The organism is Pseudomonas sp. PDM21, assembly GCF_014852505.2.
Taxonomy (GTDB): Bacteria; Pseudomonadota; Gammaproteobacteria; order Pseudomonadales; family Pseudomonadaceae; genus Pseudomonas.
Genome location: NZ_CM181223.1, coordinates 2,947,511 through 2,965,302, shown reverse-complemented (window position 1 = coordinate 2,965,302; position 17,792 = coordinate 2,947,511). Strand labels below are relative to the sequence as shown.

Sequence of the window (17,792 nt, the reverse complement as noted above, 5' to 3'; positions counted from 1 at the left end):
CTCAACCTTCGCGGCGCTCGGGCTGGGTGGCGTGCACGAACACCGTGTAGGTGTCCGCTGGGTGCGCCACGCCGGCCTGATCCAGCGCGCGGGCAATGGACCCACGGTGGTAGGTGGCGTGGTTGAGGATGTGGAAGAAGATCTCCTCGCGGGTCAGGCTGCCGCTGCGGCCATCGGTGAAACGGAAGCGGATGACTTCCGCCGCGCGCTCCGGAGTCAGCGCGGCAAGCTGTTCGACGTACCACTGGCCGGAGGTCAGCAGGCGCTCGCGCAGCTCGGCATAGCCGGGCACCGACTGGGTATTGGTGGCCGGGTGCGGGTCCGCTTCGCCCTGCAACCGCGCGCGGAACAAGTCCTCGACGATGGCCAAATGGTTGAGCTGCTGGAGGGCAAAGGCGTGTTCCTCGGGGAAACGCTCGGGCTCGATCCGGGCGATGGCATCCAGTGTCCGGCGGTCCGACCAGCATTTGTAGGCGAAGGCCTGGATCAGCATCGCGATTCCTTGTCAGCAGCTACTCAAGACGAAGGCCGCACTGTAGCGCATCCAGCGCTTGGGTTGTGCCGGCCCAGCTGCCAGACTGCAGCCAGCCCCAAGGACGATTCGCTGCCATGAAAACCCCTGATATAGAAGCTATCCGCGCCTTCCTGCTGGTCGCCGACCTGAAGAGTTTCACCCGCGCCGCCGAAGCCACCGGCGCCACCCAGGCGGCCATCAGCCTGAAGATCAAGCGCCTGGAGGAATCCCTCGGCCGTCCGCTGCTGGAGCGCACGCCGCGCCGCGTCACGCTGTCGGCCCACGGCGCGGTGTTCCTCGCCAGTGCCCGCCGCCTGCTGGCGAGCTACGACGAAACGCTGCGCTGCTTCGACACGCCGCGCCGTACCCTGCGCATCGGCGTCAGCCACCACATCCTCGGCGCCGACCTGAGCCATTGGCTCAAGCGTCTGGCACAGGCCGATCCGGAGGTGATAGTCGCCTTCAGCCTCGGCACCTCGCGGCAGATGCTGGAGAGCTACGAGGAAGGCGCGCTGGATATCGCGCTGATCCTGCGCCACGACAACCGCCGCCAGGATGGCGAGGTGATCGGCACGGAGCGTTTCGCCTGGATGGCCGCCGAATCCTTCGAGCTGGCCGACGCCGCGCCGCTGCCACTGGCGATCCAGCCGGCGCCCTGCGGCATGCGCAGCATGGTCGAAAACGCACTGCAGACGCAGGGCCGCAGCTGGAGCGAAGCCTTCGTCGGCTCGGGGATTCTCGCCATCGGCGCGGCGGTGTCGGCCGGCATCGGGATTGGCGCCATGGTCGAACGCATGGCGCTGGCGGGCTGCATGGATGTGCGCGAACGCTTCGGCTTGCCGGAGCTACCGCCCCGCGACGTGGTGCTCTACAGCGCCCATCGCGACGCCCAGACCCGCGCGCTGATCAGCACGCTGAGCCAGGCCATCGCCGCCTGATCCTCAGTGCAGCAATACACCCACACGCGCCAGGAATAACACCAGCGCGAGGATCAGCGAGCCGCACAGGGCAACGGCGGCAAAGTGGGTGAAGGCGAAGTCGCGGGCATCAATCGGTTCGTGGTCCATGAACGGCACTTCCTGAACGGCGGTTGGGAGCTGCCAGTATCGAAAGTGCCGTGCGGGACAAACAGCGCGCGCCGGCTATTTCAGTGATAAGCGAAACGTGTCAGTAACCGGTCTGGCGATTCACCGTGTGCAGCAGCTCGGCGCCCTCCAGGTCGCGCAGGATGTTCTTCGCCACCACCGCCGCGCCGCCTTCCACCTGCATGGTGCTGGCGATGTGCGGAGTGACCCAGACGTGCGGGTGCGACCACAACGGATGGCCCTCGGGCAGCGGTTCCTGCTGGAACACATCGAGGATCGCCGCGCCGACCTGCCCCGCATCCAGCGCCGCCACCAGATCGGCCTCCACCACGTGCTCGCCGCGGCCGACGTTGATCAGCCCGGCCCCCTTTGGCAGTTGCGCCAGGGTCTCGCGGTTGAGAATGCGGCGGGTGCTGTCGGTCAGCGGCAGCAGGTTGACCAGGATGTCGCACTGCGACAGGAAGCTCGCCAGTTCCTCGGGGCCGGTGTAGCTCTGCACCCCGTCGATCTGCCGCGCGGAGCGGTTCCAGCCCAGCAGCTGGAATTTCAGGTGGCGCAATTGCGCAAGGCACGCCTGGCCCAGCTGGCCGAGGCCCATCACGCCGACGCGGCTGGTCGCCGCTGGCAGGATGCTCAGCGGCTCCCAGACCTGACTGGCCTGCTGCACGCGGTAGGCCGGCATCTCGCGGTGCAGGGCCAGCGCCGACATCACCACGAACTCGGCCATGATATCCGCCAGGGAGTCATCGACCATGCGCACCAGCGCCACCGACTCGGGGATCTTCGACAGGTCGAACTGGTCCACCCCGGCTCCCGCCGCGAACAGCACGCGCAGGCCGGTGTAGCGCTCGATATCCTCGACCGCCTTCCAGGTCAGCAGGTAGGTGACACGCGCCGGGTCGACCTTGTCGAAGCCTTCGACGAATTCCAGGTCCGGCACCTGGGCGGCCAGCAGGGCTCGCCACTTCTCGGCGTGTTCGGGTTCGGCGTTGTAAAGAAAGATCACGTCCTGTTCCTCGCTCTTGTTGTTCGCACGTCCTGGCAGTTAACCAGCCGACCTGCGGGAGGAACACCATTGGAGCAGTACTGCGGGCCCGCAGACCGGCCCGTCCTGCTCACTTCGCCGAGCGCACGCAGCCGAAGCGCACTTCCTTCGACGGCGAATGGCCGAAGAAGGACGTGTAGCACTTGCTGAAATGGCTGGGCGAAACGAAGCCGCAAGCCAGCGCCACTTCCACCAGCGACAGGTCGGAATGCTGCAGCAGACGCCGGCTTTCGGTGATGCGCAGCTCCAGGTAATAGCGCACCGGCGAGGTTCCCAGCTGCTCCTGGAACAGCCGCTCCAGCTGGCGCTTGGAGCGGCCCACGCACTCGGACAACTGGTCGGTGCTCAGCGGCTCCTCGATGTTCGCACTCATGAGGTTGAGCACGTCGCGCAGCGGCTGGGTCATCTTCTCGTGCAGTGCCGGGCGGGTGCGCCGGTAACGCGATTCCTCGAAGGCGAGGATGTCGACTATGCCCTCCACCAGCTCGCGGCCGTGCAGGCTGTGAATCCACTCCAGCACCAGGTTGAAGGCACCGGTCGGGCTGCCGGCGGTCAGGCGGTTGCGGTCGAGGATGTAGCTCTCGGCGGTCACCACGCTGTTGCGCGCAACCTCCGCCAGCGAGGCACGGTTTTCCGGGTGCAGCGCGCACTTGTACCCATCCAGCAAACCGGCCTTGCCGAGGAACCAGGCGCCGTTCCACAGACCCGCCAGGACGATGCCGCGCTCGTCGGCGAGGTGCAGCAGACGACTCAGGTTGGGCATGTCCTTGAGCGGCGTGCGCAGGCCGCCGCAGACCACCAGCAGGTCCATGTCCAGGTATTTGCTTTCCAGCGCGGACGCCGGGCAGATGACCAGCCCGAGGTCGCTGGTGACCGACTCGCCATCGAGGCTGTAGGTGCGCGTGGCGAAGGCACCTTCACGGATCAGATTGGCAGTGACCAGGGTGTCCAGCGCCTGGGTGAAGGCCGGGAGGGAGAAGTTCTCCAGCAGGACGAAACCGACCTTGCGCGGGCGCTGCGGCTCGGCCTTGCGATCGCCGACGAAGCGCAGGTTCTGCCCCTGCATGGACTCGCTGAACTGTCTTCTTTCCACTGCTGCGTACCTTTGCCAATTCTTGTCGGCAGACAGGGATCGCTCGGGCCATCGCCCGGCACAGAGCCTGTCCCGCCTCTTGTGGAGGGGGATTATACAAATGCTTCCGCCTCCGGATACCGACGTGCGACCTGCCCGCGAATGGCACTTACGAATACTCCCTCAAACTTCACTCCCGACACCTGCACCACGTGGCCAGCACGAGCATCTCCGGCGCAGCCCAGTGGACAGCGCATCACTGCAAAAACCCAACCTGATCTTCACGAATTCTTAAGCAGTCTGCGCGCAGCCTCGAACTACAGCGCGGTAAAGGATGGCAGGAGTGCCAGGCTGGAAGACTCGGGCTCGACGCTTGCTCATCGGGTTGACGGACAAGCACGGAGCCACGTGAGGGTTTGAAGAGAAGGATGTGATTGTTCTGCCCTGTTCATTGGCGTACTGCTGGCAGAGTATTCAATTGGACATTCAATCGACTCCGGGTCGCCCGCCGACCTATCTGGTCACCGCCATCGGATCGTTCTGCGCCGAGGCGGTCATCCATTCGCTGCGCCAGGCCGCCAGAGCCCGCGTAGTGGGCATCAGCACGCTGCCTCGGGAATGGACCGCCACTTCGGCCCTGCTGGACGCCTTCCATCGCGCTCCGCCCGCCAGGGACGTCCCCGGCTACATCGCCCGCGTGCTGGACATCTGCCGGCTGGAGCAGGTGACCCACGTGCTGCCGCTGATTGACCTGGAGGTCGACGCGCTCACTCTTCACCGGCAGGAGTTTTCCACCCAGGGCGTCGTCCTGTGCATGGCTCCCGCCGAAACCGTCCGCATCAGCCGGGACAAATGGCTGGTCTATGACACCTTCCGGGATCACTCGCTCATCCACCCGATTCCGACCTGGAAGATGGAAGATCCCGAGGTGGATGGCCTGCCATTCCCGCTGCACGCCAAGCCACGCGATGGCCGAAGCAGCGAAGGACTGGCACGAATCCTCGATGCGGATGATCTGGGCTACCTGCGAAAGAAGCTACGGACTCGACCCTACGTCGTGCAGCCACTGCTGGATGGCGATGTCCACGTGGTGGATATCGTCCGCCGACGGGCTACCGGGCAATGGGCCGGCATGGCGCGCAAGGAGCTGGTACGAACCTCCAACGGTGCGGGTGTCACGGTCAGGATGCTCGACGAACCGGCACTGCTCGACGCCGCCGCCCAGGTGGCGATTGCACTGGATCTCGACGGCTGCATCAATATCGAGTTCCTGGTCGGAGGCGACTGGCCGCTGGTGATGGACGTCAACCCGCGTTTTTCCGGCGGGGTCGCGTTCAGTCATCTCTCCGGTTACGACATGGTGACCAACCACCTGCGCTGCTTCTCGGGAGAGGCACTCGATCCTCCCGTGGTCCCGGCGCCGGCTATCCATGCACGACGTTACGTGGAAACCACCTTTGCGCTGCCCGATGACCTGGATACGCGGACCTTACTGGCGAGCTGAGGGTGGTACGGTCGCGCCACCGACTCCGGGCATCAGACACAAACCCCGGCAGCGCGCCGAAAGCCCAGCCAGACCAACAGGGCCGCCAGGACCTGACTGCAAGCAAAGAGCAGGAACACCGCCCCCGTGCTCCACTGCAAGACGAGCAGGCTCCCGGCGACGGCGGGCGAGATGATCGCCCCCAGCCGCCCGGTCGCCAGCACCAGCCCCACGCCACTGGCGCGAATCGCCGCGGGGAAGGACTGCGGCGCGAGGACGAACAGCGCCGCGATCGCGCCATTGAGCGCCATCCCGGCGATGACGCCAACGGCAACCGGCAGCGCCGATTCGGCGACCAGCGATGCCATCAGCACCATCACCAGCGCGTTGAGCAGCAGCAGTCCGAGCAGTAGAGCCCGTCCTCTACTGCGGTTCGCCGACAAGCCCACCAGCAACGCGCCGAACATGCCACCGCAGGACAGCAGCAGCCCATCGACGGCCCCTTGCTGCTCGCTGAATCCGTTGCGGACCATCAGTGTCGGCGTCCAGCTCATCACGAAGTAGAAGCTTGCCATCGCCAGGAACAGCGCCAGCGCCAGCGATGCGGTCAGTCGCCACTGCCGGGCAGCGAACAACTGCCCGTAGACCTCGCTGCGCGGCACTCGCGGCGTGGTGGCTGCGAGCCGGATGAACTGCGGCGACTCGCGCAGCCAGAATGCGCCCGCCACCGCGCCAGCCAGCGTGACTCCGCCACCGGCCAGGAATACGTAGCGCCAGCCGATCCATTCATTGAACTGGTGCGCCAGCAGCCCGCCCAGGCCCGCGCCCAGGGCAAAGGCGACCGATTGCAAGGCAATGGCCAGGTTCCTCCGGCGTGGGCTGGCCGACTCGTAGGCCAGCACATTGGCACCCACCAGCACCGCGCCGATGCCCAGACCGGTGAGCACCCGCAGAAGCAGCAGCTGGTAGTAGTCCTGGCTGCAGAACGACAGCAGCATGCTCAGGCCGCTCAACGACAGCGCCGCCAGCAGCAGTGGCCGGCGGCCGTGCAGGTCAGCCCGGGAGCCGAGCAGCGAGCCGCCGGCCATGCCCAGCAGGCTGGCGCTGAGCAACACGCCAAGCTGGCCCGCACCCAGCCCCCACTCCGCAGACACGCGGCTGCCGGTAAAGGCCATCGCCATGGCGTCCAGCCCGTCGATGACGTTGAAGAGCATGCACAGGACAACGACGCTCCACCGCGTGGGCACGTCTGCGTCGCTATGGGTCAGGTCCTGGGGCACAGAGCGTTCCTGGGGCTTCGGGTATTACAGGGCATAGCCGCCATCCAGCGTCAGGCTCGAGCCGCTCATGTGGGCCGCCGCCGGGCTGGCGAGATACGAGACCAGGCCGGCAATCTCCGCAGGCTGGGCGACTCGTCCCAGCGGGACGAGTTCAGCCAGCGCTTCCAGGTGCGCCTGCGTCATGTCCGTCGCGGTCGGGCCGGGCTGGATATTGTTGACGGTGATCCCGCGCGGCGCCAGGTCCAGCGCCAGCCCTTGCACCAGCCGCGCCACGGCGGCCTTGGTCATCGAGTACACGGCGCCCTCCACCGATGTGCGGCCGGATGCCGTGTTGCTGCCGATGGTGATCACTCGCCCACCGTCCCGCATGCGAGCCACGGCGGCCTGGATCGAGAGGATGACGCCACGAATGTTCACATCGAGCATCAGGTCGAGATCCTCGACGCTGAGCGTGTCGATACGCGCCAGCCGCAGCACGCCGGCATTCACCACCGCCACATCGAGCTCGCCGAAGTGTTCGACCGCCTTCGACACCGCATTGCGAATGGCGCCGGCGTCAGCGCTGTCAGCCTGGATGGCAATTGCCCGACCGCCGCCGGATTCGAGCTCGGCGACCAGCGCCTGGGCGCTGTCCGGCCGCGACACATAGGTCAGCGCCACCGAGAAGCCGTCGGCGGCAAGCTGCCTCGCCGCCGCCGCGCCGATGCCTCGGGAGCCGCCAAAAACCATGGCAACCTTGTTGCGAGCTGTTTCGTTGCTGTTCATCGTCTCACCCGTATTGGCTCATCAGCGCAGCGCTTGCCGCCCGAAGGCCCTGCAAATCGTAACAATCCCCGGACGCCACAAGCGAGGTGCCCTCCGCAAACGGGCATCAGGCGATGCCCGAATCCTGCGACGAAGCCACACGCTTGCCCAGCGGCGTTCTGCCGAAACCATCGGCGGCAAGCGTCTGCTGTGCCGGTACTTCCGAGTTCACACGCATGCCCAGCGGGGTGCGACTGAAGCCATCTTCGGCAAGGGTCTGCTGCGCCGGTACTTCCGGGTTCACGCGCATCCCCAGAGGGGTGCGGCTGAAGCCATCTTCGGCAAGGGTCTGCTGCGCCGGTACTTCCGAGTTCACCCGCATCCCCAGCGGAGTGCGGCTGAAACCATCTTCAGCTAGCTGCGGAGCCGCGCTCTTGTCAGCCAGAGGCGTCAGCTGGAAGCACACGGCGCCGTGGGAGCAGTTGGCCTCGGCAGCAGCATTGGCGTGCACAGCCACGCCGGCGAACGAGAAGGCAACGGCGGTCAGGAAGGTCTTCAGATTTTTCATGGCATCGATCCTCAAGGGTAAGGGGGCAGCTCATCCGGGAGGGACACAAAGCACTGGTGAACCTTGAGGTGCTTGCCGTGCCGCTGAGCTGTTGGAGCCCATTAAGAGCCCTTGGGGTATCTGCACCGTGTCGAAAACAGCCGCCGCCATTTCCGCAGATGTCAGAGCGGTCGCCAGATACAGTGGAATACAGAGGGACCGAGCGGGAGGCCGGAATGAGCGAGCGTCGAGCGTGTAATCACTTTCCTACAGGTCGTGACTGGATTTCGCGCTCTCATCTCCTAAGCCCCGGCGAATAATGCCGCCAAGGGAATCCACTTCCCTGCTTGCTTTCCTCCCATTGAATACCCCCAGAAGGATGTTCCATGCGCACCTTGCTCGCAGTCACCGTCACCGCCTTCCTCCTGGCCGGCTGCTCAAGCCCGGCGCAGCGGATGTCCACCTGCCTGGCGCAGGGAGTCAGCCGCGAGGCCTGCTACATGGCCGAGCAGAACCGCCAGACCGCCATCACCGCCGCGGCAGAAAAACAGGCGCTGGAGAACGCCAGAAACCAGTAGGAACGGCGCTGCGTAACTCCCGTGGCGACGTTCGTTGTTACGCGGGTTCGAATTCGCCACCACCGCGTCAACGGAGCCTGCCGCCAGCGTCGGGCTCCCGGCATCCTGTTAAAATCCATGCGTAGCGACTAGCCTCGCCGTCCGGTCCGGGTTGATCCGCCGTTGCCTTTCAAGGAAATCTGATGCCGCTGTCCCTGCAGTTCGAACAGGTCGATGTCTTTGCCGAACACCCCCACGAAGGTAACGCGCTGGCAGTCGTGGTGGCTGCCGACGAGCTGACCACCGAGCAGATGCAGGCCTTTGCGCGGTGGACGCAACTCAGCGAGACCACCTTCCTGCTGAAGCCGAAAACGCCGGAAGCGCATTACCGCGTGCGCATCTTTACACCGCTGCGCGAGCTGCCCTTTGCCGGCCACCCGACGCTGGGCAGCTGCAAGGTATGGCTGGATCAGCAGGCAGCCCCCGAACTTGCCGAGATCATCCAGGAGTGCCCGGCGGGCCTGGTTCGTATCCGCCGGCAAGGCCCGCAACTGGCGTTCTCCGCCCCGCCGCTGCTGCGTAGCGGGCCGCTGGATGCGGTGACGCTGAACCGTATCGAACAAGGCCTCGGCCTCGCTGCCGGGCAGGTCCGTGCCAGCCAGTGGGTAGACAACGGCCCCGGCTGGGCTGGCGTGCTGTTGGCCAGCCGCGATGAAGTGCTGGGGATCAGGCCCGACTACGCCGCACTGCAAGGGCTGAACGTCGGTGTCATCGCTCCGTGGACGGGCCAGGACGCTGAAGCCGACGTGGAAGTCAGAGCCTTCATGGGCGAAGAATGCAACGAGGACCCCGTCACCGGCAGTCTCAATGCCGGCCTGGCTCAGTGGCTGATCGGCGCGGGCACCCTGAGCGACCGCTACACCGTCAGCCAGGGCACCGCCCTGGGACGCCGGGGTCGACTGCAGATCGAAAGCATCGGCGCAATCCTGTGGGTCGGCGGAGCGGTACAGCGCTGTATTTCCGGCAGGGCTCTCTTCTGATCGGCGATCAGCAAGGGTGACCGCCACAAGGATTCAAAGCCCGCCGCCGAAGCGGTACTGCCAGGCGATACCCCAGACGTCATAGGTGCTGCCGGTGCGGGTATGCGCGCCGTTGCTGGCGAACAGTTTCAGCGAATGCTGGCGGCTCACCGGCAACGCGAGGGTGCCGCCGTAGCGCGAGTTTTCCTGGAAGTCATGGTTGCCGACGCCATCGATCCTCGTGCTACCACCCTCGAAGTAGGTGCCGTCCAGCGCCGCCCAGACGCCATTGGCGAAGGCGTAGATCAGGTGCGTCTGCACCTGGTAGACCGGGTTCTGGGACAGCTCCCGGCCGCCGTAGTAGTCGTCGTTGTCGGTGAAGAAGGTTGCCGCCGTGGACAGTTCCAGGGTCACGGCGCCGATGCGTTTGGAGATGCCCAGTTCCGGCTTGAACGACCAGCGATTGTTGCCCAGGTTGATCAGCCTGCCCGGATCGTATTGGCCCAGTGGCGGCGTCACCGCAAAGCTGGCGCCGATGATGACGTCCTGCTGGTAGCCGGGGAATTCGGCGAGGGACATGGCCGGGGCGCCGTAGAGATTGACCGAGAAGCGCAGCCGGGGATCGATCAGGCCGCTGACGTCGCGCTCGCGGGGTTCGCCGGCAAACAGGGCGGAGCCTGTCAGGTGAGCTCGCGGCAGGACGATATCGAATTTCCCCGAACGGCCCCAGACGTCCAGCGAGCGGGCAAAGGCGAAGACGGTCGTGCGGATATCGAGCCTGGCATCCGTCAACTGGGTCGATGGGTTGGCGGTCACGCTGCCATCCATGTCGCTGTATCCCAGGATCAGGAAGTTCATCCCGACCGGCGTATTGGCGTAGGTCCGGGGCTCGAGGTCCTCGGCGACGGCGTGGGAGCCCACTGCGATCAGCGACGCGGATACCAGGCGAACGAGCCCGAGGACATGAAGTTCGCGTTTCATCATCACCCGCTGGTCGGAAGTCTTCCTAGGTCAGATCAGTGTAGTAGCGGATTGGCCGCTCTCGGGCGGATTGCGTGGCCTCGAAGCGCGATACCCCAAGCCCGTGTGGGAGTCGCAAAGCCGGCTACGCTCCTCCAGTCGACCTCTGGAGAGTTCACCATGATCCGCTCCCTGCTGACCGCATCCCTGCTGGTGATCCTGAGTGTTCCGGCCCAGGCCGGCGTAGTGGCTTTCCCCTCCTCCTTTCGTACCCAGGACGTTGCCGTAGAGGGCGCGACCATCCACGTGCGCGTTGGCGGCAAGGGTCCGGCGGTAGTGCTGCTGCACGGGTTCGGCGATACCGGCGACATGTGGGCGCCGCTGGCGACTGACCTGGCCAAGGACCACACCGTGGTGGTGCCGGACCTGCGCGGCATGGGTCTGTCGTCGATCCCCGCCGCCGGCTACGACAAGAAGACCCAGGCCGGCGACGTTCGCGCGGTACTGGCGTCGCTGGGCATCGAACATTCGGTGGTGGTCGGCCATGACATCGGCACCATGGTCGCGTACGCCTACGCCGCCCGATATCCGCAGCAGACCGAACGCTTGGTGGTGATGGACGCTCCCGTCCCCGGCATCCCGCCGTGGAACGACATTGTTCGCTCGCCGATGCTCTGGCACTTCGACTTCGGCGGCGCGGACATGGAGCGCCTGCTGGCCGGGCGCGAGCGCATTTACCTGGACCGTTTCTGGAACGAATTCGCCGGCGACCCGCACAAGGTCGACGAAGCCACCCGGCAGCACTACGCCAAGCTCTATGCCCGACCCGGTGCAATGCATGCGGCCTTCTCCCAGTTCCGCAGCATTCGCCAGGATGCCGTGGACAACGAGGCGTCGAACAAGACTCGGCTGACCATGCCGGTGCTCGCCGTCGGCGGTGAAAAATCCTTCGGCGCCAACGAGGCCATCGTCATGCGCAACGCCGCCGACAACGTCACCGAGGTGGTGGTGCCGGGCGCCGGGCACTGGCTGATGGAAGAGGCGCCAACCCAGACGATTCAGGCGGTTCGCCAGTTCATCTCACCCTGACGGGCAGGCCTCCCCTGCAGCAGCGGGCCATGCCCGCGAAGAGCGCCAACAGGCGCTCTTCCGTTCCCCATTGCCACAGCAACTTCACTGCCGTCTGTCACAAAATTCCTACAAGCAGGTTGACCATCAAAATCTGCGCCTCTAGTTTCCTACCCTTCTTTCGCCGGGGTGCGCTGCGCTCAGGCGATCACAACGGCAAAGGAATGTCCGATATGTTCAAGCCCCTCAGGCCCTGGCTGCCTGCTCTGCTGCTTTGCAGCCCGCTCGCCGCGCAAGCGGAAGGCCCCTCTGGCGATTTCTGGCTGATTCACCAGCAGGGCAGCCTCTACAAGAACGAAATCTTCGTCATCGATGGCGACCCCGCCAACATCTATGACCGCAAGAACGGCGTGCGCTCGCTGGGTGTCTACGAATTCTACGAGGAAGGCGCCAAGCCGACCTTTACCGCCTATGACGTCGAGGTCGACTGCGCGAAGAACCGCGTGCGCCTCAACGGCGCGCAGAACTACGACAAGTTCTACAACGACATCCGTCCGAAGAAGGTTTCCAAGGAATGGCAGAAGAAGCCTGAGGCGTGGATCGCCCAGAGCCGCGACTTCCTCTGCAAGCCGGACGCCCACGTCGAGCAGAAGATGTACCCGCTGGGCAAGATGCCCATGCTGCAACTGGTCTCCGCCGCTCCTGGCCTGTTCCAGCTGCGCAACCGCGAGCACGCCAAGAACCTGATTCTGGAAATGGTCGACAAGGGCTTCGAGCAGATGCCCGTGAAGAACGCACCGGCCAAGGAGGGCGTGCAATGAAAGGACTACTCGCACTGGGGATGATCGCCATCCTGCTCGGCGGCTGTTCCGCCATTCCCACCCTGCCCGAAGCGCAGGCCCGCAGCTACTGGAAGGGCCGCCCGGCCGGCGACGCCATCGACCACTTCGGCGCGCCCAGCGATATCGGCCTGGCGCCGGAGAACGACTGGGTCGTGCTGATCTATCGCCGCGACACCTCCTACGTCTCCCGCGAGGCGCTCGGCACCTACACCGGCCCGCAGAACGGCCAGCTGGTGCATACCGAGTACTGGGGCGACGTGGTCCATTCGGCCAGCTGCGAAATCCGCGTCGCCATCAACCGCGCCCGCCAGGTGGACTACCTGCTGACCCGCGGCAATTGCGGCGGCATCGCGCTGAAGCCGGAAGCCTGAGCCCAGGTCCCCTCAAGGACGAGACACAACCATGGCTAACCTGAACTATCCGGCGAAAGCCGTCTTTGCGCTGCTCGGCCTCCTGGCCATCGGCTCGCAGGCTTCTGCCGAAGAGGTCAAGGTGACGGAACTGCTGCGCAGCGGCTACGAAGTGAAGGCCGCCTACGTGGCGCCGGGGCGGGTCACCCAGATCCACTTCCTGATCCTGCAGAAGGGCACGTCGGTCTACCAGTGCGGCACCTACGAGGCCAGCTCCCTCGCCCAGCAGTTCTACGACTACTCCAACACCTACTCCTGCTCGGCGGTCGGTGACTGGGTAGCGAAGAACGCGATTCCCGGCCTCAAGCAGTAATCCGGCGAAGGCCGGCATCCAAGATGCCGGCCATGCCACCCCTACCCCCGACACGGAAGTTCCCCCAATGAAGATTCGCCTGCTGCCCGCCAGCCTGCTGCTGGCCTGCACCCTCGCCCACGCCGCCAAGCAGCCGCCCGTACCCAAGCCCCTGGAAGAACAGGTGAGCCGCCTGGTGGAGCTGTACAAGGACAGCTTCGCCACCGGCTACCCCGAAGCCACCCATGTGCAGGCCCTGAAGACCGGCCAGGACAGCGAGATCATCCTGGCGGTGTTCACCATCGAAGGCTTCGACATGGGCAACAACTACTGCCAGTACCTCGCCGTCTTTTCCTCCACACCCAGTGAAGAAGGCCAGGAGCACTACAGCCTGCTCGATGCGATGCCGATCGGCGGCGGTGGCTGGCGTTCGGTCGAGAAGCTGGACGCCCGGCTGATCGCCGACCCGGCGGGCAAGCGTACCCTGATCGACATCCCGGTGATGGAGAACAGCGACGACGATGCGCCGAACTTCCCCAGCCGCGCCGGCGTGATCCACCTGGCCCTGGAAGGGTCACAGGCACCGCGGCTGGTGGAGCAGAAATGAGGGGGTGCGCCTGAAGTACCAGGCCCGATACCAAGTCGATAACAAACCGCTCTAAATTTCTCTTCCTGGCGGCCGCCATTGCGGATAACCCTCCTCAACGGAAATCCGTCCATGACTACCATCAGCGCCGTCAGCGCCACCAACGTTCGCTACACCACCACCTCGACTTCGGCCGCCTCGACCTCTGCCACGAGCAGCGAGGACAGCGCCACCAGCGATGCCACCAGCACTTCCCAGACGACGGCCAGCTCTTCGGCACAGGCGGCGGGTGGAGCAGCTGGCGGCGGTGCCGCCGGCGGGGCGAGCGGCAGCTCCGACAGCAGTTCCGACACCACCCTGGAGAAACTCAAGCAGGCCATGGAGCAGGCGCAGAAGGAGCTGGAAGAGGCCGAGCAGGAACTGGCCAAGGCCAGCCAGGGCGGTGGCCAGACCGAGGAAGAGAAGCAGGCCCAGCAGATCGCAGCACAGGCTGCCCAGGCACGCGTCTCGTCCGCCTCGGCGGCGGTAGCGGCAGCCACCGCGGCCTACTCCGAAGCCCTGACCGACTCGGGCAGCAGCACCAGCGGAACCTCGGTGAATACCACCGTCTGAACCACGCTGGCAGTGGTTGGCACTTTCGCCAAAGGCGCCAGGAACCGCCACCGCCATCCCCCGCCCTCCCCTAGCGGGATGCTGCGCCTTCGTTCATCAGGTATGTCACCAACTGCCGGGCGTGGGAGGAAAGTGCATCCCAGTCGGAGACACAGAGACGCAATTCACGGGTGGCCCAGGCGTCGGAGAGAGGCACCACCGCCGCCGGCAGCTCCTGAGCCATGCGTGTAGCAGCCGCCTCAGGGAGCATGGCCACGCCCACTCGCTGGGCGACCAGCTGGGCAATGGCATCGAAGCTCGGCGCGCGCACGCGCACCTTGAGCGGCACGGCATTGCGCACCGCCATCGACTCGACGAAACGCTGCATGGCGCGCTCAGCCGGCAGGCAGACGAAGGGAAAGCTCAGTGCATCGCGCAGACTAGGCAGGTGCTGGCTGGCCAGCGGATGATCCTGCGGCACCAGCAGCACCAGCTTGTCGTTGCGGAACGGTAGCGACAGCAGGCCGGCGGTGGGCAGGTTGCCGTCGTAGACGCCAATGTCGATCTGCCCTTCCTGCACGGAGAGCACCACGTCCTTGCTGTTCTGCTCGGTCAGTTGCAGGTCCACTTCCGGATAGTCCGCCAGGAACGGCCCCAACGCGGTGGGCAGGAAGGTGCTGTTGGCCACCGTGGAAGCGGCCAGGCGCAAGGTGATGCGCCGCTCTCCGCTCAGCTCCTGCAGGGTGTCCCTGAGCTGCCGGGCTTCCTTCAGCACACGCTGGCCGGCCTCCAGCACTAGGCGGCCGGTTGGCGTGAGGGTCATACCGTCGCTGTGCCGGGCGAACAGGGAGAGCCCGCAGCGTTCCTCGAACAGGCGCAGGCGGTTGCTCGCCGCCGAGACCGCCACCGGCACCGATGCCGCCGCCTTGCTCAGGCTGCCGGTGCTGGCGATGGCGGCGATCAGGCGCAGATCGGCAAGATCGAAATGCATGGGGTATTCTCCAAAAACGAAAGCCACGTTCGCCAAGTTGCGATTCTAGTGGAATGGCCTTCTCTCTAGAATAAAGCCTTTCCCCTGCCTTGCATCCGTGCCGCCATGAATAGCCTGACCTCCCTCTACCAGCGCAGCCTGCGCAACGGTGTGTTCTTCGCCGTGCTGTCCGCCACCGGTTTCAGCCTCAAGGCGGTCTTCGTGAAGCTCTCCTATGCCGCCGCGCCGGTGGATGCGGTGACGGTGCTGGCCATCCGCATGGGCCTGGCGCTGCCGCTGTTCCTCTGGCTGATCTGGCTGAGCCGCAGCCCGGAACAGCCCCGTCTGACGCTGACCGATGGCGTGCGCATCCTGCTGCTCGGGTTGTTCGGCTACTACCTGTCCAGCCTGTTCGACTTCTACGGCCTGCAGTACATCAGCGCCGGGCTGGAACGACTGATCCTGTTCACCTACCCAACCCTGGTGCTGCTCCTGCAGATGGCCGTCAACCGCGAACGCCCCGACTCCCGGACCCTGGTCGCCATGGGCTTGTGCTACCTGGGCCTGGGCATCGCCCTGGTGCATGACATTCGCGTGGAAGGCGGTGACGGACAGATACTGCTGGGCGCGCTCTGGGTGTTCGCCAGCGCCGTCACCTATGCCCTCTACTACATGGGCACGGCCGCCGTGGTGCGGCGTGTGGGCTCGATGCGCCTGGCCGGGCTGGCCGGCGGCGCTTCATCGGTGATGGTGCTGATCCACTACGCGGCGAGCAGCGACGTGCAGCAACTGGCGACCTTGCCCGGCGCGGTGTGGGTCCACGGTTCGCTGATGGCGCTGATCTCCACGGTGCTGCCGATCTACTGGATGGCGCTGGCGATCCAGCGTATGGGCGCCACTCATGCGGCCGCGTTCGGCAACCTCGGCCCGGTGCTGACCGTATTTGCCTCCTGGGCGCTGCTCGGTGAGGCGATCACGGTCTACCAGATTGCCGGGCTGGCACTGGTGCTGTTCGGCGTGTCGCGGTTGTCCGGGGCCAAGGCAGCGCCTCAGCCTGCGCCGAAGCAGCAGGCCGAGGATTGCAAGGCAACCGGTTGAGCGCGTCCGCTCGGATGACCCGCAAGCTCGCAGCGGGCGTAAAGCCCGCGGCGTGCCAGTAGAGCTGCGGCACTGACACGCCGGGGTGATTACTGCACGTTGCCGCTGTCGAGCTGGCGCTCTTTCTCGGCCAGACCATTGGCCAGGGTGGTCAGCTTGGTGTCGGGGGCGTTGCTGGGCAGCGGATCGACGCCGGCCGACGCGAATACCTGGCCATAGCTGTTGCGCAGTTCGGCATAGGCCAGGTCGCGGCGCAGGTCCGCCTGCAGCGCATTGAGTTCGCCCTGGATCAGGTCCAGCTCACCGATGCCCTGCGCCTGATGGCGGTTGCGCAGCTGGCCGACGATCTGGTTGTCCAGACTGGCCAGCTCCTGGGTGGTGACGAACTGGCGGCGCGCCTCGTTGTAGTTGGCGTTGGCCACGTAGAGCTGCGCCAGCACGGCCATCGACATGGCCTGCCGGCGCGCCACGTTGACGTCTTCACCGGCCTTGGCAACATCGATGGCCGCCGGGGCGGACAGGACGTTGAACAGGTTCCAGGTGACCTTCACGCCGTAGTCGGCCCAGCGGTTGTTGACCAGGAAGCTGTTGGAGTCATAGTGCCCACCGGCAGAGAACTCCAGCCCCGGCAGCAGGCGCAGCATGGCCTTGCGGGTTTCCGCGGCACTGATGCGCGCCTGGTAGTCCTGCTCACGCAGTTCCGGGCGGCTGGCCAGGGCCTGCTGCTCCAGTTGCTCGAGGCCGACCTTCAGCTCCGGCACGTCGTAGCCTTCCGGCGCGGCGAGGGTCAGCTCGGTGCCCAGCGGCAGGTTGATCAGGGTGGCGAGTTCGGTCTTGGCCAGCGACAGCGCACGGCGCTGTTCTTCCAGCTGGCGGCTGGCCTCGATCAGGGCGCGCTGGTAGCCCAGCGTCTGGACCTGGTCGCCGATGCGCTGCTGGCTCATCTGCTGGCTGTCCTTGCGCGCGCCGTCGACCCGCGCCATCAGCGCGTCGATACGGTCGAGCAGGCGCTGTGCGGCCACCGCGCGCCAGTATGCCGAGCGCACGTCCTGGATGATGGTCTGCACCACCTTGCGGCGGCGCTCCTGGACGATCAGGCGCTGGTCGGCCTGCTGCTTGGCGCTGACATAGCTGACGCCGAAGTCCAGCACGTTCCACACCATGGTCAGGTCGGCGACGTCGCGGTCGCGGTCCTGCGAGGTGGAGGGTTCCAGCGACTGGGTGTTGGTCAACACGCTCTGGCTGCTGGAAGCGCTCTGGTTGTTGCGCCCGGCGTAACCGGCCTCGAGCGCCATGCGCGGCAGCATGTCAAAGGTGGCGAGATCGAGTTGCCGGCGCGACAGCGCCTCCTCCATTACCTTCAGGCGCGACTCGAGGTTGTACTTCACCGCACGGGCCATGGCCTCGTGCAGGGTCAGCGGGCCGCTGAGCGGCTCCTGATCCTTGAACATCGCCTGCAGGTCGTCGCGGGCGCGTTGCTCGCTGACGCTACGGTCGATGGGTTGCGTGGTGACGGCGCAGCCGGACACGGCAAGCGCCAACAAGCTGATCCCTAGCAAGGTCGTGTGTTTTTTCATCCCTGGCCGTCCCCCTCGTTACGGCTTCGTTCTTGTGCTTTTTCTACTTGGC

21 protein-coding genes are annotated in these 17,792 nt (G+C 65.7%); 11 read left to right on the top strand and 10 right to left on the bottom strand.

Annotation, left to right across the window (positions count from 1 at the left end):
- Position 1 precedes the first annotated feature (1 nt).
- Positions 2-493: a DinB family protein gene (locus tag IB275_RS13825; protein ID WP_192295600.1), complete on the bottom strand. Its 492-nt coding sequence runs from the start codon at positions 491-493 to the stop codon at positions 2-4.
- Positions 494-609: 116 nt separating this feature from the next.
- Here IB275_RS13825 and IB275_RS13820 point away from each other — a divergent pair, with 116 nt between their 5' ends.
- Positions 610-1,452 carry a LysR family transcriptional regulator gene (locus IB275_RS13820; protein WP_192295599.1) on the top strand — a complete coding sequence of 281 codons (843 nt, stop codon included), beginning with the start codon at positions 610-612 and terminating at the stop codon, positions 1,450-1,452.
- A 3-nt stretch (positions 1,453-1,455) separates the two neighbouring features.
- On the opposite strand, the gene IB275_RS13815 is transcribed toward IB275_RS13820, so the two are convergent.
- From IB275_RS13815 to IB275_RS13805, 3 genes are all read right to left on the bottom strand, one after another.
- On the bottom strand, positions 1,456-1,581 hold the full coding sequence (locus tag IB275_RS13815; protein ID WP_263864850.1) for a hypothetical protein: 126 nt from the start codon (positions 1,579-1,581) through the stop codon (positions 1,456-1,458).
- A 100-nt stretch (positions 1,582-1,681) separates the two neighbouring features.
- Positions 1,682-2,605 (bottom strand): 2-hydroxyacid dehydrogenase, encoded by a 924-nt coding sequence (locus IB275_RS13810; RefSeq protein ID WP_192295598.1) that lies wholly within the window; start codon positions 2,603-2,605, stop codon positions 1,682-1,684.
- A gap of 109 nt (positions 2,606-2,714) precedes the next feature.
- Positions 2,715-3,737 (bottom strand): GlxA family transcriptional regulator, encoded by a 1,023-nt coding sequence (locus tag IB275_RS13805; protein WP_318652566.1) that lies wholly within the window; start codon positions 3,735-3,737, stop codon positions 2,715-2,717.
- Positions 3,738-4,194: 457 nt separating this feature from the next.
- Between IB275_RS13805 and IB275_RS13800 the strand changes: the two genes are divergently transcribed.
- Positions 4,195-5,220, top strand: coding sequence for an ATP-grasp domain-containing protein (locus IB275_RS13800; RefSeq protein WP_225601955.1), 1,026 nt, complete (start codon positions 4,195-4,197; stop codon positions 5,218-5,220).
- 32 nt (positions 5,221-5,252) lie between these two features.
- On the opposite strand, the gene IB275_RS13795 is transcribed toward IB275_RS13800, so the two are convergent.
- From IB275_RS13795 to IB275_RS13785, 3 genes are all read right to left on the bottom strand, one after another.
- A complete protein-coding gene (locus tag IB275_RS13795) occupies positions 5,253-6,479 on the bottom strand; it encodes an MFS transporter (protein WP_285888145.1) in 1,227 nt (408 codons plus the stop codon).
- Between the two features lie 24 nt (positions 6,480-6,503).
- A complete protein-coding gene (locus IB275_RS13790; protein WP_225601956.1) occupies positions 6,504-7,244 on the bottom strand; it encodes an SDR family oxidoreductase in 741 nt (246 codons plus the stop codon).
- Positions 7,245-7,350: 106 nt separating this feature from the next.
- The gene (locus IB275_RS13785; RefSeq protein WP_192295597.1) at positions 7,351-7,791 is read right to left on the bottom strand and encodes a hypothetical protein; all 441 of its coding nucleotides are present in this window, start codon (positions 7,789-7,791) and stop codon (positions 7,351-7,353) included.
- A 365-nt stretch (positions 7,792-8,156) separates the two neighbouring features.
- Here IB275_RS13785 and IB275_RS13780 point away from each other — a divergent pair, with 365 nt between their 5' ends.
- A complete protein-coding gene (locus tag IB275_RS13780) occupies positions 8,157-8,348 on the top strand; it encodes a hypothetical protein (RefSeq protein WP_192295596.1) in 192 nt (63 codons plus the stop codon).
- Positions 8,349-8,530: 182 nt separating this feature from the next.
- The gene (locus IB275_RS13775; RefSeq protein ID WP_192295595.1) at positions 8,531-9,367 is read left to right on the top strand and encodes a PhzF family phenazine biosynthesis protein; all 837 of its coding nucleotides are present in this window, start codon (positions 8,531-8,533) and stop codon (positions 9,365-9,367) included.
- Between the two features lie 33 nt (positions 9,368-9,400).
- Here the strand turns inward: IB275_RS13775 and IB275_RS13770 are convergent, their stop codons facing one another.
- The gene (locus IB275_RS13770) at positions 9,401-10,327 is read right to left on the bottom strand and encodes a transporter (protein WP_225601957.1); all 927 of its coding nucleotides are present in this window, start codon (positions 10,325-10,327) and stop codon (positions 9,401-9,403) included.
- A gap of 159 nt (positions 10,328-10,486) precedes the next feature.
- On the opposite strand from IB275_RS13770, the gene IB275_RS13765 reads away from it, so the two are divergent.
- The 6 genes from IB275_RS13765 (at position 10,487) to IB275_RS13740 (ending at position 14,116) form a co-directional block, all read left to right on the top strand.
- The gene (locus IB275_RS13765) at positions 10,487-11,395 is read left to right on the top strand and encodes an alpha/beta fold hydrolase (protein WP_192295593.1); all 909 of its coding nucleotides are present in this window, start codon (positions 10,487-10,489) and stop codon (positions 11,393-11,395) included.
- Between the two features lie 212 nt (positions 11,396-11,607).
- Positions 11,608-12,195 (top strand): hypothetical protein, encoded by a 588-nt coding sequence (locus IB275_RS13760; protein WP_081516919.1) that lies wholly within the window; start codon positions 11,608-11,610, stop codon positions 12,193-12,195.
- Positions 12,192-12,587, top strand: coding sequence for a hypothetical protein (locus tag IB275_RS13755; protein ID WP_045214467.1), 396 nt, complete (start codon positions 12,192-12,194; stop codon positions 12,585-12,587). Before IB275_RS13760 ends, IB275_RS13755 begins: the two co-directional genes overlap by 4 nt.
- A gap of 31 nt (positions 12,588-12,618) precedes the next feature.
- Positions 12,619-12,939, top strand: a complete 321-nt coding sequence (locus IB275_RS13750) for a hypothetical protein (RefSeq protein WP_192295592.1) — start codon at positions 12,619-12,621, stop codon at positions 12,937-12,939.
- Between the two features lie 67 nt (positions 12,940-13,006).
- Positions 13,007-13,525 (top strand): hypothetical protein, encoded by a 519-nt coding sequence (locus IB275_RS13745; RefSeq protein WP_192295591.1) that lies wholly within the window; start codon positions 13,007-13,009, stop codon positions 13,523-13,525.
- Positions 13,526-13,636: 111 nt separating this feature from the next.
- Complete coding sequence (locus tag IB275_RS13740; RefSeq protein ID WP_192295590.1) at positions 13,637-14,116, top strand: hypothetical protein; 480 nt, start codon at positions 13,637-13,639, stop codon at positions 14,114-14,116.
- Positions 14,117-14,186: 70 nt separating this feature from the next.
- Here IB275_RS13740 and IB275_RS13735 read toward each other — a convergent pair whose 3' ends face one another.
- Positions 14,187-15,086, bottom strand: coding sequence for a LysR family transcriptional regulator (locus IB275_RS13735; RefSeq protein WP_192295589.1), 900 nt, complete (start codon positions 15,084-15,086; stop codon positions 14,187-14,189).
- Between the two features lie 105 nt (positions 15,087-15,191).
- Between IB275_RS13735 and IB275_RS13730 the strand changes: the two genes are divergently transcribed.
- The gene (locus tag IB275_RS13730) at positions 15,192-16,163 is read left to right on the top strand and encodes a DMT family transporter (protein ID WP_192295588.1); all 972 of its coding nucleotides are present in this window, start codon (positions 15,192-15,194) and stop codon (positions 16,161-16,163) included.
- 89 nt (positions 16,164-16,252) lie between these two features.
- Here the strand turns inward: IB275_RS13730 and IB275_RS13725 are convergent, their stop codons facing one another.
- Positions 16,253-17,740: a TolC family protein gene (locus tag IB275_RS13725; RefSeq protein ID WP_192295587.1), complete on the bottom strand. Its 1,488-nt coding sequence runs from the start codon at positions 17,738-17,740 to the stop codon at positions 16,253-16,255.
- Between the last annotated feature and the right edge of the window lie 52 nt (positions 17,741-17,792).